General features: G+C 65.1%; 13 protein-coding genes and 1 pseudogene. 2 read left to right on the top strand and 12 right to left on the bottom strand.

Annotated features, from left to right (window positions below; genetic code table 11):
* Positions 1-420: 420 nt before the first annotated feature.
* On the top strand, positions 421-2,559 hold the full coding sequence (locus G4L39_RS13530; protein WP_425485750.1) for a DUF5696 domain-containing protein: 2,139 nt from the start codon (positions 421-423) through the stop codon (positions 2,557-2,559).
* A gap of 87 nt (positions 2,560-2,646) precedes the next feature.
* Here the strand turns inward: G4L39_RS13530 and amrB are convergent, their stop codons facing one another.
* From amrB to G4L39_RS15845, 4 genes and pseudogenes are all read right to left on the bottom strand, one after another.
* Positions 2,647-3,471, bottom strand: a complete 825-nt coding sequence (gene amrB / locus G4L39_RS13535) for an AmmeMemoRadiSam system protein B (protein WP_165108977.1) — start codon at positions 3,469-3,471, stop codon at positions 2,647-2,649.
* Between the two features lie 306 nt (positions 3,472-3,777).
* The gene (locus tag G4L39_RS13540) at positions 3,778-5,139 is read right to left on the bottom strand and encodes a Gfo/Idh/MocA family protein (RefSeq protein ID WP_165108979.1); all 1,362 of its coding nucleotides are present in this window, start codon (positions 5,137-5,139) and stop codon (positions 3,778-3,780) included.
* 263 nt (positions 5,140-5,402) lie between these two features.
* Positions 5,403-5,504, bottom strand: coding sequence for a CDGSH iron-sulfur domain-containing protein (locus G4L39_RS15840; RefSeq protein WP_343203340.1), 102 nt, complete (start codon positions 5,502-5,504; stop codon positions 5,403-5,405).
* Between the two features lie 30 nt (positions 5,505-5,534).
* Positions 5,535-5,642: pseudogene (locus G4L39_RS15845) on the bottom strand (CDGSH iron-sulfur domain-containing protein); the annotation flags it as partial.
* Positions 5,643-5,946: 304 nt separating this feature from the next.
* Between G4L39_RS15845 and G4L39_RS13550 the strand changes: the two are divergent.
* Entirely contained in the window at positions 5,947-7,110 is a 1,164-nt protein-coding gene (locus G4L39_RS13550; protein WP_205881022.1) for a hypothetical protein, read from the top strand.
* A gap of 541 nt (positions 7,111-7,651) precedes the next feature.
* On the opposite strand, the gene G4L39_RS13555 is transcribed toward G4L39_RS13550, so the two are convergent.
* The 8 genes from G4L39_RS13555 to G4L39_RS13590 all read right to left on the bottom strand — a co-directional run.
* Complete coding sequence (locus tag G4L39_RS13555) at positions 7,652-9,745, bottom strand: elongation factor G (protein WP_165108985.1); 2,094 nt, start codon at positions 9,743-9,745, stop codon at positions 7,652-7,654.
* Positions 9,746-10,036: 291 nt separating this feature from the next.
* Positions 10,037-11,374 (bottom strand): ABC transporter permease, encoded by a 1,338-nt coding sequence (locus tag G4L39_RS13560; protein ID WP_276607588.1) that lies wholly within the window; start codon positions 11,372-11,374, stop codon positions 10,037-10,039.
* 5 nt (positions 11,375-11,379) lie between these two features.
* A complete protein-coding gene (locus tag G4L39_RS13565) occupies positions 11,380-12,609 on the bottom strand; it encodes an ABC transporter permease (protein ID WP_165108987.1) in 1,230 nt (409 codons plus the stop codon).
* Positions 12,606-13,295: an ABC transporter ATP-binding protein gene (locus G4L39_RS13570; protein WP_276607589.1), complete on the bottom strand. Its 690-nt coding sequence runs from the start codon at positions 13,293-13,295 to the stop codon at positions 12,606-12,608. The genes G4L39_RS13565 and G4L39_RS13570 overlap by 4 nt, the downstream gene beginning before the upstream one ends.
* Positions 13,296-13,380: 85 nt before the next feature.
* A complete protein-coding gene (locus G4L39_RS13575) occupies positions 13,381-14,706 on the bottom strand; it encodes an efflux RND transporter periplasmic adaptor subunit (RefSeq protein ID WP_165108989.1) in 1,326 nt (441 codons plus the stop codon).
* Positions 14,707-14,814: 108 nt separating this feature from the next.
* Positions 14,815-15,606, bottom strand: coding sequence for a hypothetical protein (locus G4L39_RS13580; protein WP_165108991.1), 792 nt, complete (start codon positions 15,604-15,606; stop codon positions 14,815-14,817).
* Positions 15,607-16,314: 708 nt separating this feature from the next.
* Positions 16,315-17,733, bottom strand: a complete 1,419-nt coding sequence (locus tag G4L39_RS13585; protein ID WP_165108993.1) for a glycoside hydrolase family 28 protein — start codon at positions 17,731-17,733, stop codon at positions 16,315-16,317.
* Positions 17,734-18,167: 434 nt separating this feature from the next.
* On the bottom strand, positions 18,168-18,357 hold a 190-nt coding region (locus tag G4L39_RS13590; protein WP_205881023.1), incomplete at its 5' end, for a hypothetical protein.

The following is an 18,357-nucleotide window of genomic DNA, read 5'->3' on the forward strand; positions in this document are numbered from 1 at the left end:
CTGACCGACCTGCGCACCGGCGTCTCTTGGGAATGCGGCAGTGTGGACCGCCCCTGGGCCAGTGTGACACTGGCCGAGACCGGCGGCCGCAGCGATCTCCCCTTGGACCGCTGCGAAGTTGTCCCGGAACCGGAAGGGCTGCGGCTGCGGTTCCAAATCGGGTCGCGCCAGGGGCCGGCCGGGTTTGACCTGCGCATCACCCGCTTGCCGGACGGTCCCGGATTCGCCTTCCGCTGGCAGGCCGATCCCGCCCTGCCGGTCGCCCGCCTCCGCCTCTTCGAGGAACTGCGACTGGGTCAGTCCGGTGAAGCCGCAGCCGCGTTCGTCCCGGTCCGCATGGGCCTCCGCGTCCCGGCCGAAGGCTCCCAACCCTTCCACGCCCGATTCGAAACCTACGGATACGAGGGATGTCACATGGCCATGCTGGGTACCGCACGGCTCGGCTCGGCCGCGCTCTGGACATGGACAAATCCCGACGTCACCGTGGAATTGCAGCGGCGCCTGCAAGCGGGCCCCACCAATCACCCCGGCGCACGGCTCACCGCCGCGTTCGACCTGGGCCCCGCAGCCCGCGAAATCCGCTGGATCCCGGTCGGCCGGGGAGACCATGTCCAAATCGCCAAGGCTTATCAAAACCTGGCGCGCAACGCCGGTTGGTGGGTCCCCTGGTCGCAGAAACTCCGGGGCCATCCCGACCGGACCCGCTATCTCGGCGCTGCCAACGTAAAACTGTGGAGCTTGCTCGACCGTCGCATGGACGAAACAAGCACCCGCGAGCTCGCGGTGCACGTGAACTGGACCTTCGACCAGGCCGCCCGCGTGGCCGAACACCTCAGGCACGACCTGCACCTGGACAGGGTCCTTTTCGGCATCGGCGGCTGGATCCACAGAGGCTACGATAATCAGCACCCCGACATTCTACCGCCCGCGCCGGAATGCGGCGGCGAAGCGGCCTTCCGCGATGCCTGTCGCCGCATCCTCAAACTCGGCTATCTGCTGAGCCCGCACGACAATTACCAGGACATGTACCGCGACGCCCCCTCCTGGGACGAAAGGTGGCTCAACAAAAACGCGGACGGCTCACCCACCAAGGGCGGCGTGTGGGCCGGCGGACAGGCATGGATCGTCTGCTCCCGCATGGCCCTTGAGCTGGCCGCACGCCCGCAAAACCTCCCCGCGGTCCGAAACCTCTCCGGCGCCAACGCCTACTTTATCGACACCACCTTCGCCGCCGGCCTCTACGAATGTCATGACCCCCAACACCCCCTCACCCGGGAGGACGACCTCCGCTGGAAACAGGCCCTGAGCGATTACGCCCGCAACCTGTTCGGCAGCTTCGGCAGCGAAGACGGTCGCGAATGGGCCGTTCCCCATGCCGACTTTTTCGAGGGCCTGGCCGGCGTGGGCGGACACCCGTTGCACAACCGGGATCTGCTGACACGACTGAACGCCGAACCCGTTCCCCTGTTCGAACTCGTCTATCGCGAGTGCATCCAGATCTATGGCAAATACGGCTATGACCCGGCCCGGGCCGCCGACTACGTCTTGCATCACCTCCTGCTGGGACGCCCCCTCCACTATCACAACCTCCCGCCGGGCCTGTACTGGGAAGAGGATCTCTACGAACGCGCGGAACCTTCCATCGCCGCCATCCAATCCACAGGCCCCCGCGCGTTCTCCATTCGCTATGCCTGGAAAATCGAACAGCCCCCGAAACGCAACTGGCGGGTCTTCGTCCATTTCTGCGATGAACAGGGCCGGATCCTCTTCCAAAACGATCATGACCCCGAGCCTCCCACCCGTCAGTGGACTCCCGGCGCGCGGGAGGTCGGCCCCTTCAACGTGACCATCCCGGAAGGTTTGAACGGCCCGTTCTCCATCCGCATCGGCTGGTACGACCCCGCCACGGGCCGGCGCGCCCAGCTCCAGGGCCCGGCCGACCCTGAACGCCGAATCCGCGCAGGCCGCCTGATCCTGCGTGACCACCATGCCCGGTGGGAACCGGAACCCGAAACCGCATCTGCCAATGGTCCGGACCCGGCGCTGTTCCTCCGGGCCGACCACGGCTGGGCCGAAGGACTCCACCCGTGGGATCGTTTCTTGAAGAACACCCAGGAATTATTGGGCCCCCTCAACCTCCTGACCGCAGACCAGCCCATGACCGAACACGCCTTCCTCACGCCGGATCATCAGGTCCAACGCGTCCGTTTCGGCAGCGATCCCCGTCGTGCCTGCACCGTGGTGGTGAACCGGAGCACCAACGACTTCCCCTGGCTCACCTCCGCCTTTGGCCCCACGGTGCTGCCGCCGGGTGGATTCGTGGTGGAGTCCGACCGCTTCATCGCGTTCCACGCACGCACATGGAACGACATCACCTACCACCAGGCCCCCTTCTTCACACTGCGCAGCCTTGACGACCGTCCCCTGACCCGCTCACGACGCGTTCGGGTGTTTCATGGCTGGGGCGACCCCTCCATCCGAATCGGCCGGACCACGGTCCGGATCCCTCGCGAAGCTGTCGTGGACCCCCAAACGGGCCGGTGCACCCAAACCCTTTGAAACCGTCACGCACCCCTTGAGGTCGGCTCGCGACGCACCCCTCGTCCTCAAGCCCGTCACCCCCACCAGAACGCGGAGTACGTTCTCTCAGGACGTGCCCGGCGGCCGGGGCGCAAACTGAAAGGCACCGTAACCCACCACCCGATCTCGCGGCCCGGCGGTGTCCCCCGAGTTCCGCAGGTCCACCGTCTCCACACCGAGCTCGCGGGCGCCCAATGTCCGGAGCAGGCCACGGATCGCACGAAATCCACAGGCATGTTGCGGGGTCAGCACCTCGGCCCGACCCGCCTCAATCGCCCCGGCCGTAGCGCGGTCCAGGCGCCTGGCCAGTTCGTAGGGATGGTAGTGGCTGAGATCGGAACTGACCACAATGCGCGTCTCCGGTCCGCCCCAGAGGCGGTCCAGCACCTCGGCCACCTGGGCATCCGACGCCTCCCCCACCACCAGTGGCACAATCGCAAACCGGCCCAACAACACCTGCAAGAAAGGCAGCTCCACTTCCAAACAATGCTCTGCCGCATGCGCCGCATCGAACAACCGCACCTGCGGCAGATCCACAATTCGTTCCACCGCCTCCCGGTCCACCGGCACCCGCCCCAGCGGCGTCACAAACTCGCCGGCTTGCGGCAGTGCTATCCCCTCAAACCACACGTGGTGCGACGGCCCGATCAACACCACCCGTTCAATCCGACCGCCCGCACCGGCCCAGGGCCGAAACGCCGATCCCGCGACCGGCCCTGAATAAATGTAACCGGCATGCGGCGCGATGATCGCCTTCGGATCGGAAGCCCGACCCGGACGGCCCTCCTCCACAAACCGTTCCACCCACCGCGCCAATTCATGGGCGTTGTCCGGATAGAACATGCCCGCCACTGCAGGCGGCCGACTTTGCTGGAAAAACGCCGCATTCATGGCCCGGTCCACAAAGAACCCGCTTCACCATACGCCCGCCCGGGCAATCTGTCATGGGCCCAACACGTGCAGCAAACGCCCCACCTGCAGGATCCCGCGGGCCGTGTGCCCCCTCCGGCCTCACCGGGACCTGCACCCAACGGCGTAGCAAACCCCAGACCAGGCTCGGAGAGTTCGGGGCAGGGTACAGCCGAACCGGTGCAGCCCCGGACCCGAGGCCCGCGGCCGGACCGGGGGACAATCAGACCACCCTCCGTTCACGTCCGCAGCCGCACCCAGGAAACTCCACGGATGTGTCCACCAGCCTCAACCCAGCCGATACTGCCCGGGAATCGGCACCTCCGGGAACGGCAGCGGCCCAAATTCGTATTTCTCCGGCCCCAACCGCTTCTCCGACTTCAACAGGCTGTCCCACTCCACGGTCCGCCCACTGTACGCAGATTCCCGCCCCATGATGGCCGTGAAGGTGGACTCCGCAATGGCCTGGGCCTCGTTCAACGGCCGACCCTCGCGAATACTCTGGATCAGGTCCAGGTGCTCCTGCTCGTAAGGGTTCACCTCCTGGCCCTGAAAGCGCCACGTCTGGCCGCCCTTGACACGGATCCACCTCTGACAATCACTGGTACCCTTCGTCCCGGCGATGAACTCGCCCACCAGGTTGTCGCAGCGATCCATTTGCCGGCACTGGCTGAAAACACGGACGCCGTTGGGATACTCGTACTCCACGGCAAAATGATCGTAGATGTGTCCATAGTCCGGCTCCGCAGGCCGGGCTTGTCGCCCCCCCAATGCGCGCGCCCGAATCGGATGCGTCCCGATCACCCAGTTCATGATGTCGAGATTGTGGACGTGCTGCTCCACAATATGATCGCCCGACAACCAGGTGAAATAGTTCCAGTTGCGGATCTGCCATTCCATGTCAGACCACTCGGGCCGACGTCGCACCACCCAGATCACACCACCGTTCCAGTAGCACGTCCCGTACATCAACTCGCCCAGAGCGCCGTCCTGGATCCGTTTGATCGTTTCGTTGTAGCTGTGCATGTGACGGCGCTGCGTGCCCGCCACAATGCCCAGGCCCTTCTCCTTGGCGATCCGACCCGCCTCCATCACCATCCGCACCCCGGGCGCGTCCACAGCCACCGGCTTCTCCATAAACACGTGTTTGCCCGCCTGCACCGCCGCCATCAGATGCATGGGCCGGAAATGCGGCGGAGTGGCCAGGATCACATAGTTCACCTCGGGAATCGCAAGCAGCTGTTTGTACGCGTCGAAGCCGGTAAAGCAATGGTCGTCCGGGACGGTGATCCCCACACGCGCCAGGTTCTCCCGACAATGCGCCAACCGGTCCGGAAACAAATCCGCCAACGCCACCACGGAAACATTCTTCCGCGCAACCGTGGCCCCCTCCTTCACCGTCTCCGTGTGATAGCCCTCCCGCGGATACACCACCTCCGTCTGCACACCCAGCACGTCCAGGACCGCCCCTCCACCCCGACCTCCACAGCCGATCACCCCGACCCGAATCGGATCGTCCGGCTCCGCCCTCGCCGTGATGACAAACGGAAACCCGCTCACCGCAGCCGATCCCGCCACGGCCAGTGATGTCTTCCGCAAAAAAGTGCGCCGACTGACGCCCGTCCCCTCTTGGTTCTGTTTGTCTTTCATGGTGGTTCCGACATGCTCCGGTTCAGCAACCGTACCCAATATGCGCCCCTTCACCCGCCCGATTCAAAACGAAAATCCCGCCGTGGTCGGCGGGCTTGCTGCAGGGTTTGCGATCCAAAAAAACCGGGTCGCTCTCCGAACAGTCCGCTCAAAAAGAAAGCAGAGCCCATCGTGGGAGCCCCCGCAGCCCGTTCCCCCACGAAACGGCGGCTGCCAACCCGGGACTCGCCCGGGCGTGAAAAGCCGGGGCAGCAGGGGCGGGCTCAACCCAGCCGCGCGTGCGTGCCGTCGCAAAAGGCGCCGTTGCCGGAATGTTTACAGCCGCACCAGGCAACGGTCCGGGCATTCTCGATGACCACTTTCACGGGCCCCAGCCCGGTTCCCTTGTGCGAGCCGTCGCAAAACGGTTGGGCCCCCGAACGCCCGCAGGCACACCACCAATACGTTCCCGGCTGTGTCTCCTGCACGTAGGGGCGACGCGCAGCAATGTGGGGTTCACTCATAAGACTCAAGAGGGCTTGCCGCCGGCACGGCCGCCGGCATTCGATTCACGGCCCGAACGCCGTTCCATCCAAACCCAAGCGATCAGGGCCGGCCCGAAACAGATCGCCACGCCAATCGGCACAACAAAAATGCTCCAAAACACGTCCATAACCCGCGCTCAAGATGCGCACAAGCATGGCCCCTGTAAAGCCCGGCCCCGCCGTCCATGCCCGCCCGCGATTTGAGCCAAAAAGATTGTTACCCGGGCGGGGTGGAGTCGTTGGCGGAAACGGGTCGCTGCGCCAAAAGTAACTGTTACCCGCCATGAACACCCAAATGAGCGCACAAACCAAACGCGAGGTGCTGGCCAAACTGCGGCGTGCTTACGCCCGGGCCGGCAGGCTTTACAAACGTCAACTGCTCGACCAAGCGGTCAGCTTGTTGGGCTACCATCGCAAGGCCGCCATCCGCGCCTTGCGCGCCCGCCCGGCTGCGCCACGACCGCCGGGCTTGCTCCTGGGCCGGCCCAAGACCTATCACCCCGACACCCTGCTGCCGATCCTCAAGCCCATCTGGTTCGCCGCCTTGCAACCCTGCGGGCTGCGGCTGCGGGCTCTGTTGCCCGAATGGCTGCCGGCCTATGAAGCCGATCACCGTCGTCTGGACGCCGACCTGCGCCACACCCTCTTGAGCGCCAGCCCCCGCACCCTGGATCGGTTGCTACAACCGTTGCGCGTGGGAGGCCGTCGGCGCGCCGGCACCCGGCCCGGGAGTCTGTTGCGCCCGAGCATTCCCACCCGTGTGGAATGGACCGAGACCGGACCGGGCTGGCTGGAGGTGGACACGGTGGCCCTGTGCGGCGGCTGCCTGGATGACCGGCATCTGTGGATGCTCGACGCCGTGGACATCCGCACCGACTGGGCCGGCCTGCGCGCGCTGGAAAACCGCAGTCAACACTGCACTTTGGCGCACATCCGCGATCTGGAGGCGAGCCTGCCCTTTGCCCTCCGGGGTCTGGACTGCGACAACGGCGGAGAGTTCCTGAACCATCACCTGGTGGCCTGGCTGCGCCAACGGCCTCGACCGGTGCTTTTGACCTGGGCGCGGCCCTGGCACAGGAACGACAACGCGCACGTGGAGCTGCGCAACCGGACGCGGGTGCGGGAGCACTTCGGCTACGAACGCTACGACAACCCCGAGGTCACCCCGCTGATCAACGCCCTGTGCGCCGGCGCGCTGGGGCAGTTGATCAACCACTTCCTGCCGACGCTCAAGCTGGAGCAGAAGCAACGGCGGGGCCAGCGCCTGGTGCGGCAGTATGGGCCGGCGCAGACGCCCTATGCGCGGGTGCTGGCGGCGGCGGAAGTCAGCGCGGAAACCAAGGCCCGCCTGCAAGCCCTGCACGCCACGCTCAACCCCTTCCAACTGGCTCGGGACATTGAACGGCAGAAGAAGGCCATCGAAGCCCGGCGCCGTTTGCCGACTTGAAGGCGCCGGAGACTGGGGTTAAAAAACTGTGCCCCCCCAACGGGAGCGAAGGAGGGCCCAGCGCCTGCGGACGCTGCCTTCCTTCGTTTCCAAAGTGGGGGTCAACAGGGTAACACCTATTTTGGCGCAACGGGCATCCCGCCCGCCTCGCGCCGGGTAACAGTTACTTTTGGCGCACAAGGCCCGCCGGTCCGCCAAGGGCCCGTCCGATGCCTGCCCGAAGCCCTCCGTTCCTCCCCGGGGCCAACCCTGCAACCGCGGTAGCCCATTCGGACTCGCAAGGGTGCACGGGTCGCGCTACCAACAAGCAGGCCCGTGGCCACCGCCGGGCAGGGAGTTGAAGGCCCGCAGGAAGCCGGCACTCGCCCTACCCGGCCGCCGCCGACCCCGCCCCGATCCGCCTCCGTCCATGGGGCCTTGCAGGCACCGTAACCTCCGGTGCTCTGCCCACACGCAGCTTCCACGCCACCCGTGGATCAGATGCCGACCTCCGGCTGCCGGACAGGGCCGGTCCACCGGAACCGCCACCCATCCCGGCCGGCTATTTCTCTGCAGCCTGTTGTTCGCGTTGGCGGCGGCTTTCCTCGATCACCTTCTGCGCCAGCGCGGCCGGCATCTCCTCGTAATGGCTGAACTCCTCAGTATGAACCCCGCGCCCGCCGGTCAGCGACCGCAGAGTCACCGCGTAACGGTACATCTCGGCGGCCGGCACCTGCGCACGGATGATCTGCATCCGGCCCAGACTTTCCATGCCGACGATCTTGCCCCGGCGACTGGAGAGGTCGCCCATGACCGCCCCCATGTACTCCTCGGGCACCCGGATCTCCACGTTCTGGATGGGTTCCAGGAGGATCGGGTTGGCCGACCGAAACGCCTCCTTGAACGCCTCGTAGCCCGCAATTTGGAAGGCAATGTCCTTGGAGTCCACCGGATGCATCTTGCCGTCGTAGAAGTCCACCTTCACGTCCGTCACGCGATACCCGGCCAGGATGCCCTCCATGGCCGCGCGTTGAACCCCTTTTTCCACCGACGGCACAAACACCCGGTCCACGTTTTGGCCCACCAGCGATTCGGTAAACTCCAGGCCGGTGTCGCGCGGCCTGGGCTCGATCCGCATCCAAACCTCGGCAAACTGGCCGGCGCCACCCGTCTGCTTCTTGTGCCGGTACTTGGCTTCGCCCTTGGACTTGATCGTTTCACGGAACCGGATGCGCGGCGGCACCAAATCCACCTCCACCCGGAAGCGCTTCTTCAACTCGTCCGTGATGACCATCAGATGCAGCTCGCCCTGGGCGGACAGGATCGTCTGGCGCAATTCGGCGTCCACCGTGTAGGTAAAGGTCGGGTCGGCCGCATGCAAAGCCGCCAGGCCCTGCGAAAGCTTGTCCTCCTCGCCTTTCACCTTCAGTTCAATGGCGGCATGGATGCTGGGCTTGGGCCACTGCACACCGGGCAGGCGGCAGATGAACTTCGGACTGCACAACGTATCGCACGTGTGCGTGCTCTTCAGTTTCACCGTCGCGCCCATATCGCCGGCCACCACCTCGTTGATCGGCTCGCGTGTGGCCCCGTTCAACAGGTACAACTGCCCGATCTTTTCCGTGGTCCGACTCCGGGGATTGAACAGCTCGGAACCCACCGCAACCTTCCCGGAGTACACGCGGAAAAAGGAGACCTCCCCAAACTTGGGCTCGCTCACCGTCTTGAACACATACGCCACGGGTTCCGGGTCGGTGAGGGAAATCTCGACCGGCTGGTCGTTGGCGTCCAGCGCCCGGGTCTTGGGCCGGTCGGTCGGGGCAGCCCCGTACTTGGCGATGAAGTCCATGAGCCGGGCCACCCCCACATTGTGCTCGGCGCACGTGGCAAACGCCGGAATGAACGTCTGCTGCAGAATCGCCTGATGCAGACCGCCCCGCAGCTCTTCCTCGGTTAACCGACCCTGTTCCAGGTACTTCTCCGTCAGCGAATCGTCGGCCTCCGCAATGTACTCCATCAACTTTTCGTGCAGGCGGTTGACCTCCTCGGCCCGGGCCCCCGTGGCGGGTGCCTCCTTGAACTTGCCCAAGCCACCCCGCTCGTACGTGATCACCTCGCTGCGTGGCACGTCCAGCACGGTCTGGAAATTCGGCCCCGCATCCAGGGGCACGCTCAACGGAAAGACCCGGTCGCCCGCAAACTCGCGAATCTGCGCCAGCGTCCGTTCAAAATCGGCATTCTCCCGGTCCAGACCGTTGATCACAAACACCTTCGGAATCCCGAATTGCGTCGCCCACTCCCAGACCTGCATCGTCCCCACCCCGGGACCCTCCTTGGCGTCCACCACAATCACCGCCAGGTCCGCCACCCGCAATGCACCCAGGGCCTCGGCGATGAAATCCAAATACCCCGGACAATCCAGAATGTTGAACTTCCGCCCCAGCCATTCGAGGTGCAGCATCGAGGTCTGGATGGAAATCTTCCGTTCCCGCTCGTTATCGTGGTAGTCGGAGACCGTTGAGCCCTGCACCACACTCCCCAGCCGGTTGATCACGCCCGCACAGGCCAGCATGCATTCGCTGAGCATGGTTTTCCCGGCTGAAGCGTGCCCCACGATGGCGAAGTTCCGAATGTCCGAAGGTTGATAAGTTTTCATGCCAGTTTGCGTTGCATTGTATGACCCCGGGAGTCGGGGTTTGCCGGACCCCGGATCTCCCACCCATGCGGCCCCTGCGGACTTCGGTTTCCGGGCGCGCCATGCCGGCGACGCCGGACAGCCGGCCCTGCCGCGGGCCGCGCTTGTTCCAATCAGCCGCAAACTTAGGCCGGCGCCCGTGACCACGTCAATGTTCCGCCCGGACACCCTCCAACAAAAAAGCCGCCGGATCCGCACCCAACACCGCACCGGCCCGCCGTCCGCCGCGCCAAAGCCCAAAACCGGCCAAACTCACTCGTAACGCAACGCCTCGATCGGGTCCAGGTACGCCGCCTTCAACGCCGGATAGGTCCCGAACACCACCCCCACCGCCGAACAACTCAACAGCCCCACCAACGTCCAGTCCCAGGGAATGGCGGGTGGAACCTTGAAGTACCAGGCCGTCAGGTTCCCACCCACGATCCCGCAAATGATCCCCAACACGCCGCCCACCTCGCACAACGCCACCGCTTCAAGAATGAATTGCCCCAAAATGTGCCGGCGTTTGGCCCCCACCGCACGGCGAATCCCGATTTCCCGCGTCCGCTCCGTCACCGACACCAGCATGATGTTCATGATCCCCACCCCCGCCGCCACCAGGGCAATCGAACTGATCACCGCCACCCCGATCCGCACCGCCAGCGTAAACGCCTGAAACTGCTGGATCAGCGAGTCATTCGAGAACACCTCAAAATCATCCTCCGCCCCCGGCGGCACCCGCCGCGCCAGCCGCAACAGCCCGCGCACCTCCTCCATGCAGTCCTCAAACACCGCCCCGTCCCGGGCCTGCACCAGCAGCGTCAAACTCCGGTTCCTGTGACCGTACCGGTTCAGAGCCGTGCGCAACGGTACCGCCACAAAGTCATCCTGATCACTCCCCTGCCCGCCACCCCGGGGCGCAATCACCCCCACCACCCGATACGGCACCCCATCCATCTTGATCGACTGCCCCACCGCCGATCCAAACGGAAACAACGTCCGCGCCACCCGGCTCCCCAACACGCACACCTCCCGCGCATTCACAACGTCCGACTCCATCAACGCCCGGCCCTCGGCCAACACCCAGCCCCGAGCAGGAAAACAACCCGTCGTCACCCCCAACAACCGCACCGTGGGCGCCGTCCGGGCATACCGACTCGAAACCTCCCCGGCCCAGAACTCGTCTTCCACCCCCACCGCCGCCACCCAACGCGCTCGATCCTCAATCCAGCGCGCCTGGTCCCAGGTGATCGGCTTGCGACGCCAGTACTTCTCCAGGCCCTCCGGCCCGCCAAAATACAGCGCCGGCCACTTCCGCACCGCAAACGTGTGCGCGCCCAGCTGGCTCATCTCCCGCTCCACATTGCTCTGCAACACCCGCAGGGCCGTCATCGTCACCATGATCGAAAACACCCCCACCAACACCCCCAGCAGCGTCAGGGCCGAACGCAACCGGTGCGCCACCAGCGCCGCCATCGCCATGCGAAACCCCTCCGCCACCTCCGCCCAAAACCATGCCCTGCGCCGTCCGGCGCCCCAACCCGACCGCACCGGCCCCGCCCGGTCCAACACCGGCGGCACCCCCATGCTCGCCTCCCGTTCTGACGACATACCCCTCACTCCGCACGTAACGCGTCCACCGGGTTCATCCGGGCCGCCCGCCACGCCGGCAAAAGGCCGGAAACCAACCCCGTGACCAACGCCACCCCCAGGGCCAGGGCCGCCACACGCAGGGACAAGCGGGCCGGCAACATCAGTTGCAAACCCAGGGTCAACGGCCACGCCAGCAGCAGCGCCACCAGCCCGCCCATCAGACAAATGGCCGCCGCCTCCAACAGAAATTGCATCAGAATCGCGCGCCGCCTGGCCCCCACCGCCTTGCGAATCCCGATCTCCCGCGTCCGTTCCGCCACCGACACAAACATGATGTTCATGATCCCGATCCCGCCCACGAACAACGACAGGCCGGTGATGAACAACCCCACCACCGCGATCGTGCCACCCACCTGCTGAAACACCCGGATGAACTGCTGCTGCTGATTGATGGAAAAATCGTCCGGCTCACCCGGCGCCAAACGCCGAACCCGCCGCATCGCCTGTCGCAATTCCTCCCGCGCATCCTCCAAGGCCGCCACGTTGCCCACCTTCACCTGGATTTGCAGATCCGGCCGGCTCTGAAACGACGCCAGAAAGGCCCCCAGCGGCACGATGATCTGATTGTCCAAACTGAACGCGCCCAGAAACGTCCCTTGCCGCTCCAGCACCCCCACCACCTCGAACGTGCCACCACCAATCCGGATCCGCCGACCCAACGGCGGTTCGTGCCGGAACAGGTTGGTCGCCACCTCGGTGCCAATCACACAGACCGGCCGCGCCCCCGCCACCTCCGCACTGCTCAGGAACCGGCCCAAACTCACCCGCACACCCGCGGTCAACAAGTACTGGTCGGTCGTCCCGATGATGAACACACTGCCCGCACTCCGGTTCTGATACCGCACCGGCTGATTCCCCCGCGCCACAGGGGCCACCGCCACCGCCCAACCCACCGCGCGCTCCAACGCCCGCGCATCCCCCAGGTCAATCGGACGCCGCTTCTGCATCCGCAGCCAAACCTCGCGCGACCCTATAAACCAGTCCATCCGATCCACAAACAACACGTCCGTCCCGATCCTCGACACGCTCTGCAGGAACGAGCGGTTCAACCCCTCGATGGCCGTGCCCATCAGGGTCACTGTGACCACACCGATCACAATGCCCAGAGTCGTCAAAGCCGCCCGGAGCTTGTTGGCCGCCAGCGCCGCCAGTGCCATCCGCAGGGCCTCGCCCAGTTCAATGGCCAGTCTCATGCGCCCGAACACCTCACGTCGGCGGCAATGCGCCCGTCCCGGATCCGCACCACCCGCTGCGCGTGCCGTGCCACATCCTCTTCATGCGTCACCAGCAGGATCGTGTGCCCCTGCCGCCACAGCGTGTCGAACAACGCAAGAATCTCCTCGCCCGTCTTCGAATCCAGGTTGCCCGTCGGCTCATCCGCCAACAACAGGGCCGGCCGGTTCACCAGCGCCCGCGCAATCGCCACCCGCTGCCGTTGGCCGCCGGACAACTCATTGGGCCGATGATGCACCCGATCCGCCAACCCCACCCGCTCCAGCGCCTCCAGCGCCCGGCGCCGACGTTCCTCAGCCGGCAAACCCGCGTAAATCAACGGGAGTTCCACATTGTGCAACGCCGTCGAACGCGGCAGCAGATGAAAACTCTGAAACACAAAACCGATGCGCTCATTCCTCACGTCCGCCAGCTCATTGTCGTCCATCCGGCTCACATCCACGCCGTCAAGCTCGTACCGGCCGGACGTGGGACTGTCGAGGCATCCGATGATGTTCATCAAGGTGGACTTCCCCGAGCCCGAGGGCCCCATGATGGCCACGTACTCCCCGCGCTCGATCTCCAGGTTCACGTCCACAAGCGCGTGGATGGTTTCCGATCCCATCCGATAACATCGGCCCACCTGAATCAACCGGATCAGACTCATCGCACCTGCATTACTTTTCCGGGGCTCCGAACACCCTTCGCCACCCTGCCCGTCCGGCCCGTGCGCATCCATCTCCCCGGCGGACTCAACCGCCACCCCCACGAGGGGCCTTCCCTTTCGGCACCACCCGTACCCGCGCACCATCCGTCAGCTCGCGGTGAATCGCCTTGTAGCCCCCCGTAACCACCTCCTGTCCCTCGGTCAGGCCCTCGACAATCTCCCAATAATCCGCATCGCTGATGCCGAGTTGCACCGGCACCATCCGGACCCGACCGTTCTCCACCACAAACACCACCGACTGCGTCCGCCCCGCGTCACGGTTCCTGCGCCGGGCCGCACCCGGGTCCGGGTCCCCCACACCCACCGGCCCATCCCCGGATGAATCCTCCCCTCTCCCCTCCGTCGCACCCGTGCCCCGGGCGGGTTCCGCCGACCGCGTGGTCACACTCGCCAACGGAACCGCCAACACATTCGTCCGATACCGGGTCTCAATCTCGGCCGTCACACTCATCCCCGGACGAAACGCCTCCTTCTCCTGCACCCGGATCCGCACCTCAAACTTGGTCGCCTCCTGGGAACCCAGCGGCTGATTCAGATTCCGCGACGAATTCGCAATCTCCGTCACATAACCCGTGAACACGCGATCCGGGAAAGCGTCCACCTCCAGGCGTGCCCTCTGCCCGGGCCGGAGCAAAACCACGTCCGTTTCACCCACCTCCACCCGCGCTTCCATGTTGTCCAGATCCGCAATCGTCATCAGCTCCGTGCCGGCCATCATGGTGTTGCCCGCCACCCGTTCGCCCCGTTCCACACTCAACCTGCTGATGGTCCCGCTGATCGGAGCATAAATGGTGGTCTTGGCCAGTTCCTCCTCCGCCCGCGCCAGCGACGCCCGGGCCACCTCCACCTGATGCCGCGCATGCTCCACCTGGGCCCGCGCAACTTCAAGGGCCGTTTGCGCCTCCAAAAACGCCGATTCCGAAATCAACCGCGCCCGATACAGCTCCTCCTGGCGCCGAAACTCCACCTCCGCCTTCCGCAGATTCGCCTCTGCCTGGTCGCGCGCCGAGCAGGCGGCCTGATAGGACGCCTCCGCCGAACGCCGGTTCGCCAGGTACACGTCCGGCTTGATCCGCGCCACCAAATCCCCCTGCCGAACGCTCTGCCCCTCCTTCACCGGCAACTCCACAATCTCACCGCTGACCTCCGCACTGATCTTGACCTGCACCACCGGCTGAATCCGGCCGTTGGCCACCACCACTTCCGTCAAATCCCGCCGCGTCACCTTCTGGGTCTGCACCTCGTACACCGGAGCACGCCGCATCCATAGCCAGAGCCCGAGCCCGCCGGCCAGGAGCAATACCCCGCCCCCGAGCGCCACCCAGCGCCAAACCCTCCGTTTTCGTTCCATGCTTGTCACCCTTGTCCCCGGGGCAAAGGCCCGATCACCCTGCCCTTCCACTTCCATACGCAGCTGCCCTGGAAAAGGTTTCAACGCCCACTTTCAACCGGGCCCCGACTACACCCAGCCCGTCGCCAGCAACGTCAACAGCGACCCCAACAGCCGCAGCCCAATCAACCACCACAACACCCGGATCCAATCCACGCCCAACAGCTTGGACAACCCCACACCCAAAACCGCCAAATGCCAGAAACCCAGCAAACTTTGCACAAACCCCTGGACCCACCCCCATCGCTGAATCCCCGGCCCCGGCATCCCGGGCCCTCCAACCACGGAATCAGTCAACCCGTCCCCAGGCACCATCATCAGCAGCGTCACAACGTCCCCCAGCAGGCCAATCAGGCTCGCCAGACCCGACACCTCACAACACCGCACCCAGGAGACGCGCCGACGCCAAACCCAACGGCCCAACCCCCAACCCACCCCGGCCCACACCAAAAACCGCAACCCGCCCTGCAGCCCGCCGTCCAGCGCCACCGCCACGCGAAAAAACGGCGACGCCAACATCCGTTCCATCCTCGTCACCCGTTCCCCGGCACGATCCGCATCCAGCGAACCGGCGGCCACCCGCGCCTCCACCGCCGCACGATACCGCGTCATCCAGAACTGCCGCATCGCCGGCATCCCCCACACCCACCACGTCCCCACAAACCCCACCCAGAACCCCAACAACGCCGGCAACAACCAATGCCCGGGATGCGGCCGGCACCGGAGCAGGTCTTCAAACACCTGACCCGGCACGCCAAACACGTTTACCATCCGTCCCAACAAGCTGAACGCCGGCGACGGTGGTTCCTCGCGGACCGGCTGCGGCTCCGGCCCGGCGCCCATCACAGGTGGCTCTTCCATCGGCAATTCTTCAACGGTCCCCGTCCGACCGCCCTTCAAGAACCGTCACGATGCGCCAGCCCAACCCCGATGTCCAGCCGGTCGCACGCAAACCGCCACCCCGGGCCACAGGTCCACTGTCCCGCGACGCCGGCTCGATCGTCGCAGGCAGACCTCGGCCTCCATCACCCATCAGGTTCGTCCGGCCCAGACCCGCACGGGAGCCGCTTCAGACACCGGAATCACAGAAGCGGGTCCTTCCATGCCTTTCGGAACGCCACGCGCCTGCGCGGGTGCTCAACGCCAGCCGCAACCCCAAACCTCCACCCATGGCACCGGGCCCATGGTCCTTCCACCCCTTCTCGCCACCCCACTACGCCCGACACTGGCGCCCTCCGCCAGGGCCCGCAGGTCCATAAAACGGAGAAACGGCCGGGACCGGCCGCTTCAAACCACCACACGCGGCGACTCTGCCATTCGGACACTCCAAGAGATTGAAAAGCTCAACCCCCGCGCCGCCTCTCCGGCACAACTCACCCAGCCACAACCTTGCAAGACGGGAATCACTCCCAACATCAACGTGATGTCAGCCCACACGACTTTCGAACGCCCCACCGCACCCGCGGCCGACCCCCGCGCCCCGCCACTCTCGCAGCCATAAGCAACATCGAAAGCAGGGCCACCGACCAGGGGCAGGAGTTGTTGGGCCGAGCTGCAATTGCAGAACGCTCATGGCTTGGAACCCTCGGGCAACAGCCGGAAAGGCTCCGTGAGATCGGTGTGGCGCAGGTAAACCTTTCCCACTTGGTTGGTGACGAGGGGCGGGGTGGCGCCGGGAGCCAAACGTACCGAGACCTGGTCGAACCAGGCCTCCCCTACCATTTCCAGGAGAATGGCCGGACGCGTGTCCGGCCTTTCCCAGCGCAGTCGCACATTGTCCAGTTCCAACTTTTGTACATTGCGCGCATACAGCCCCCACGTCGGCAGAGGACGAACATCCACGCCGGGGGCTTTGACCGACGGCAGCGGCAAAACGGCCCGTTCCCCACCCGTGTATTCGACCGTCAGATCCCGCAGCACGAGGTTCGTGATGGGCGCTTCGGCCCAGCTCTCAGCCGAGAGGGCGGCCCGGTAGACACCGGTGGCGTTGAGCCGCTGGATGCGGATGGTCCCGGCACTGTTGCCCGGTTTCATCGAAATGTGCACCGGGGCCGCCACTTGATGCATGGTCACGTCCGAAATCAACACATCGTCCGTCAACCCCTGCGTTGCGTCCCAGGCGCCGGGTTGCAGGTTGATGCCGGCCAGTGTGTTGAAACGTTGGGAGGTGCGATGCGGCTCCAGACCGGGCCCAAAAACCAGACACTGCTGGATGATGAGCCGGCGCACCGGCCCGATGATCCTCACCGGATTGCAGGAACTGTTGAGAACGCAGTTTTGGATCAGCGTGCGGTCCCAATACCGGCCCGCAATCGAATCGTCCCCGGTGTACATCTGACAATCCAGAATCCGCACATCCCGGCACCAGCGCTCGGGTGAACCGCGGAAGTGCACTCCGTCCCAACCACCGCGGATTTTCACCCGTTGAATATCCACCTCGTCGCTGACCAGGAAGAAAATCGCGTAATTTGCCGAGTCCACAATTTCCAAATCCCGGATGGTGAGCCGCCGGCAATTCACAAACACCAGGGTGTGCGGGCCCCGCATTCGTTCCTCGCCGGTCGGGTCAAAGACCCGGTTGCCATCAATTCGCCCCGGCCCTGCGAGGGTCACATTGGTGACCCCCTGGCCAACGATCAGCCCGCGATGCCATTTCCCCCATCGAGCTTCCGGCATGTGCGCCGGCGGTACCGGGGCAGCATAAAGGTCCAGGTTGGTAACGCCCACCAAACATGCGCCGTTTTCCAGAACCACCGTCAGATTGTCGCGCAAATGGAGGGTGCCCGTTAAATAACGGCCGGCAGGAATGATCACCACCCCGCCTCCTTGAGCCGCTGCCGTGTCCATGGCCTTTTGAATCGGTCCCGTATCCACACCCATGCCATCACCACGCGCGCCAAAGTCCCGCACATTGAAAGTTTGAGCCGGCAGCATCACCCGCGACAGAACCCCCAGCAGAAGCAGAACAGGAAACAATGGCGCAGTCATGAACCAACTATGCCGACTCATTGCACAGCTGGCAATCGGGTTTGTCCCCACCCGACCGCTTGCGCTTGATGTCCCTGTCGACCGGGCCGGCCGGACGCGAGTGCCCGAACAATTCCTCATGAAGCCGCCAACCGCCACGAGGAAATGAACCACGCGTTGGCCGGGCACAAACGCTGTCGAACGCCACTGTGCCACAGCGTTACCATGGACAACACCCCCGCATGAACCCCCGGCCAACGACATCGGCCGCGACGAACCCACCCCACAGCCGGTCCACCGGGCTCGCCAACGGCCGGCCTGCACCCGCCCGACCAGCCTCGATAACGTCAATGCACCCAGCAGCCGCCGACATCGTCCCGGGCCCGCACACGCCCCTCACCCTCGCCCTCTACACCCCACAACTCACTCGCCACCCCGGAAACCCTCCATGGGCTTTACCGGTTCAGCCGGTTGACCGTGTTGCTGCTCCACCGCAGACTCCATCCCAGCTCATCCCCACCCCAGCCCCCAACCGTCCGGTTCCCAATCGCATCGTGCCGATACTCAAACTGCTGCCCCGCCACCGGCCGACCGTCCGCCCAGTACCGTCGCCCCGACTCCAACTGACCATACGGGTCGTACCGG

The sequence above is a fragment of the Limisphaera ngatamarikiensis genome (genome assembly GCF_011044775.1).
Classification (GTDB): domain Bacteria; phylum Verrucomicrobiota; class Verrucomicrobiia; order Limisphaerales; family Limisphaeraceae; genus Limisphaera; species Limisphaera ngatamarikiensis.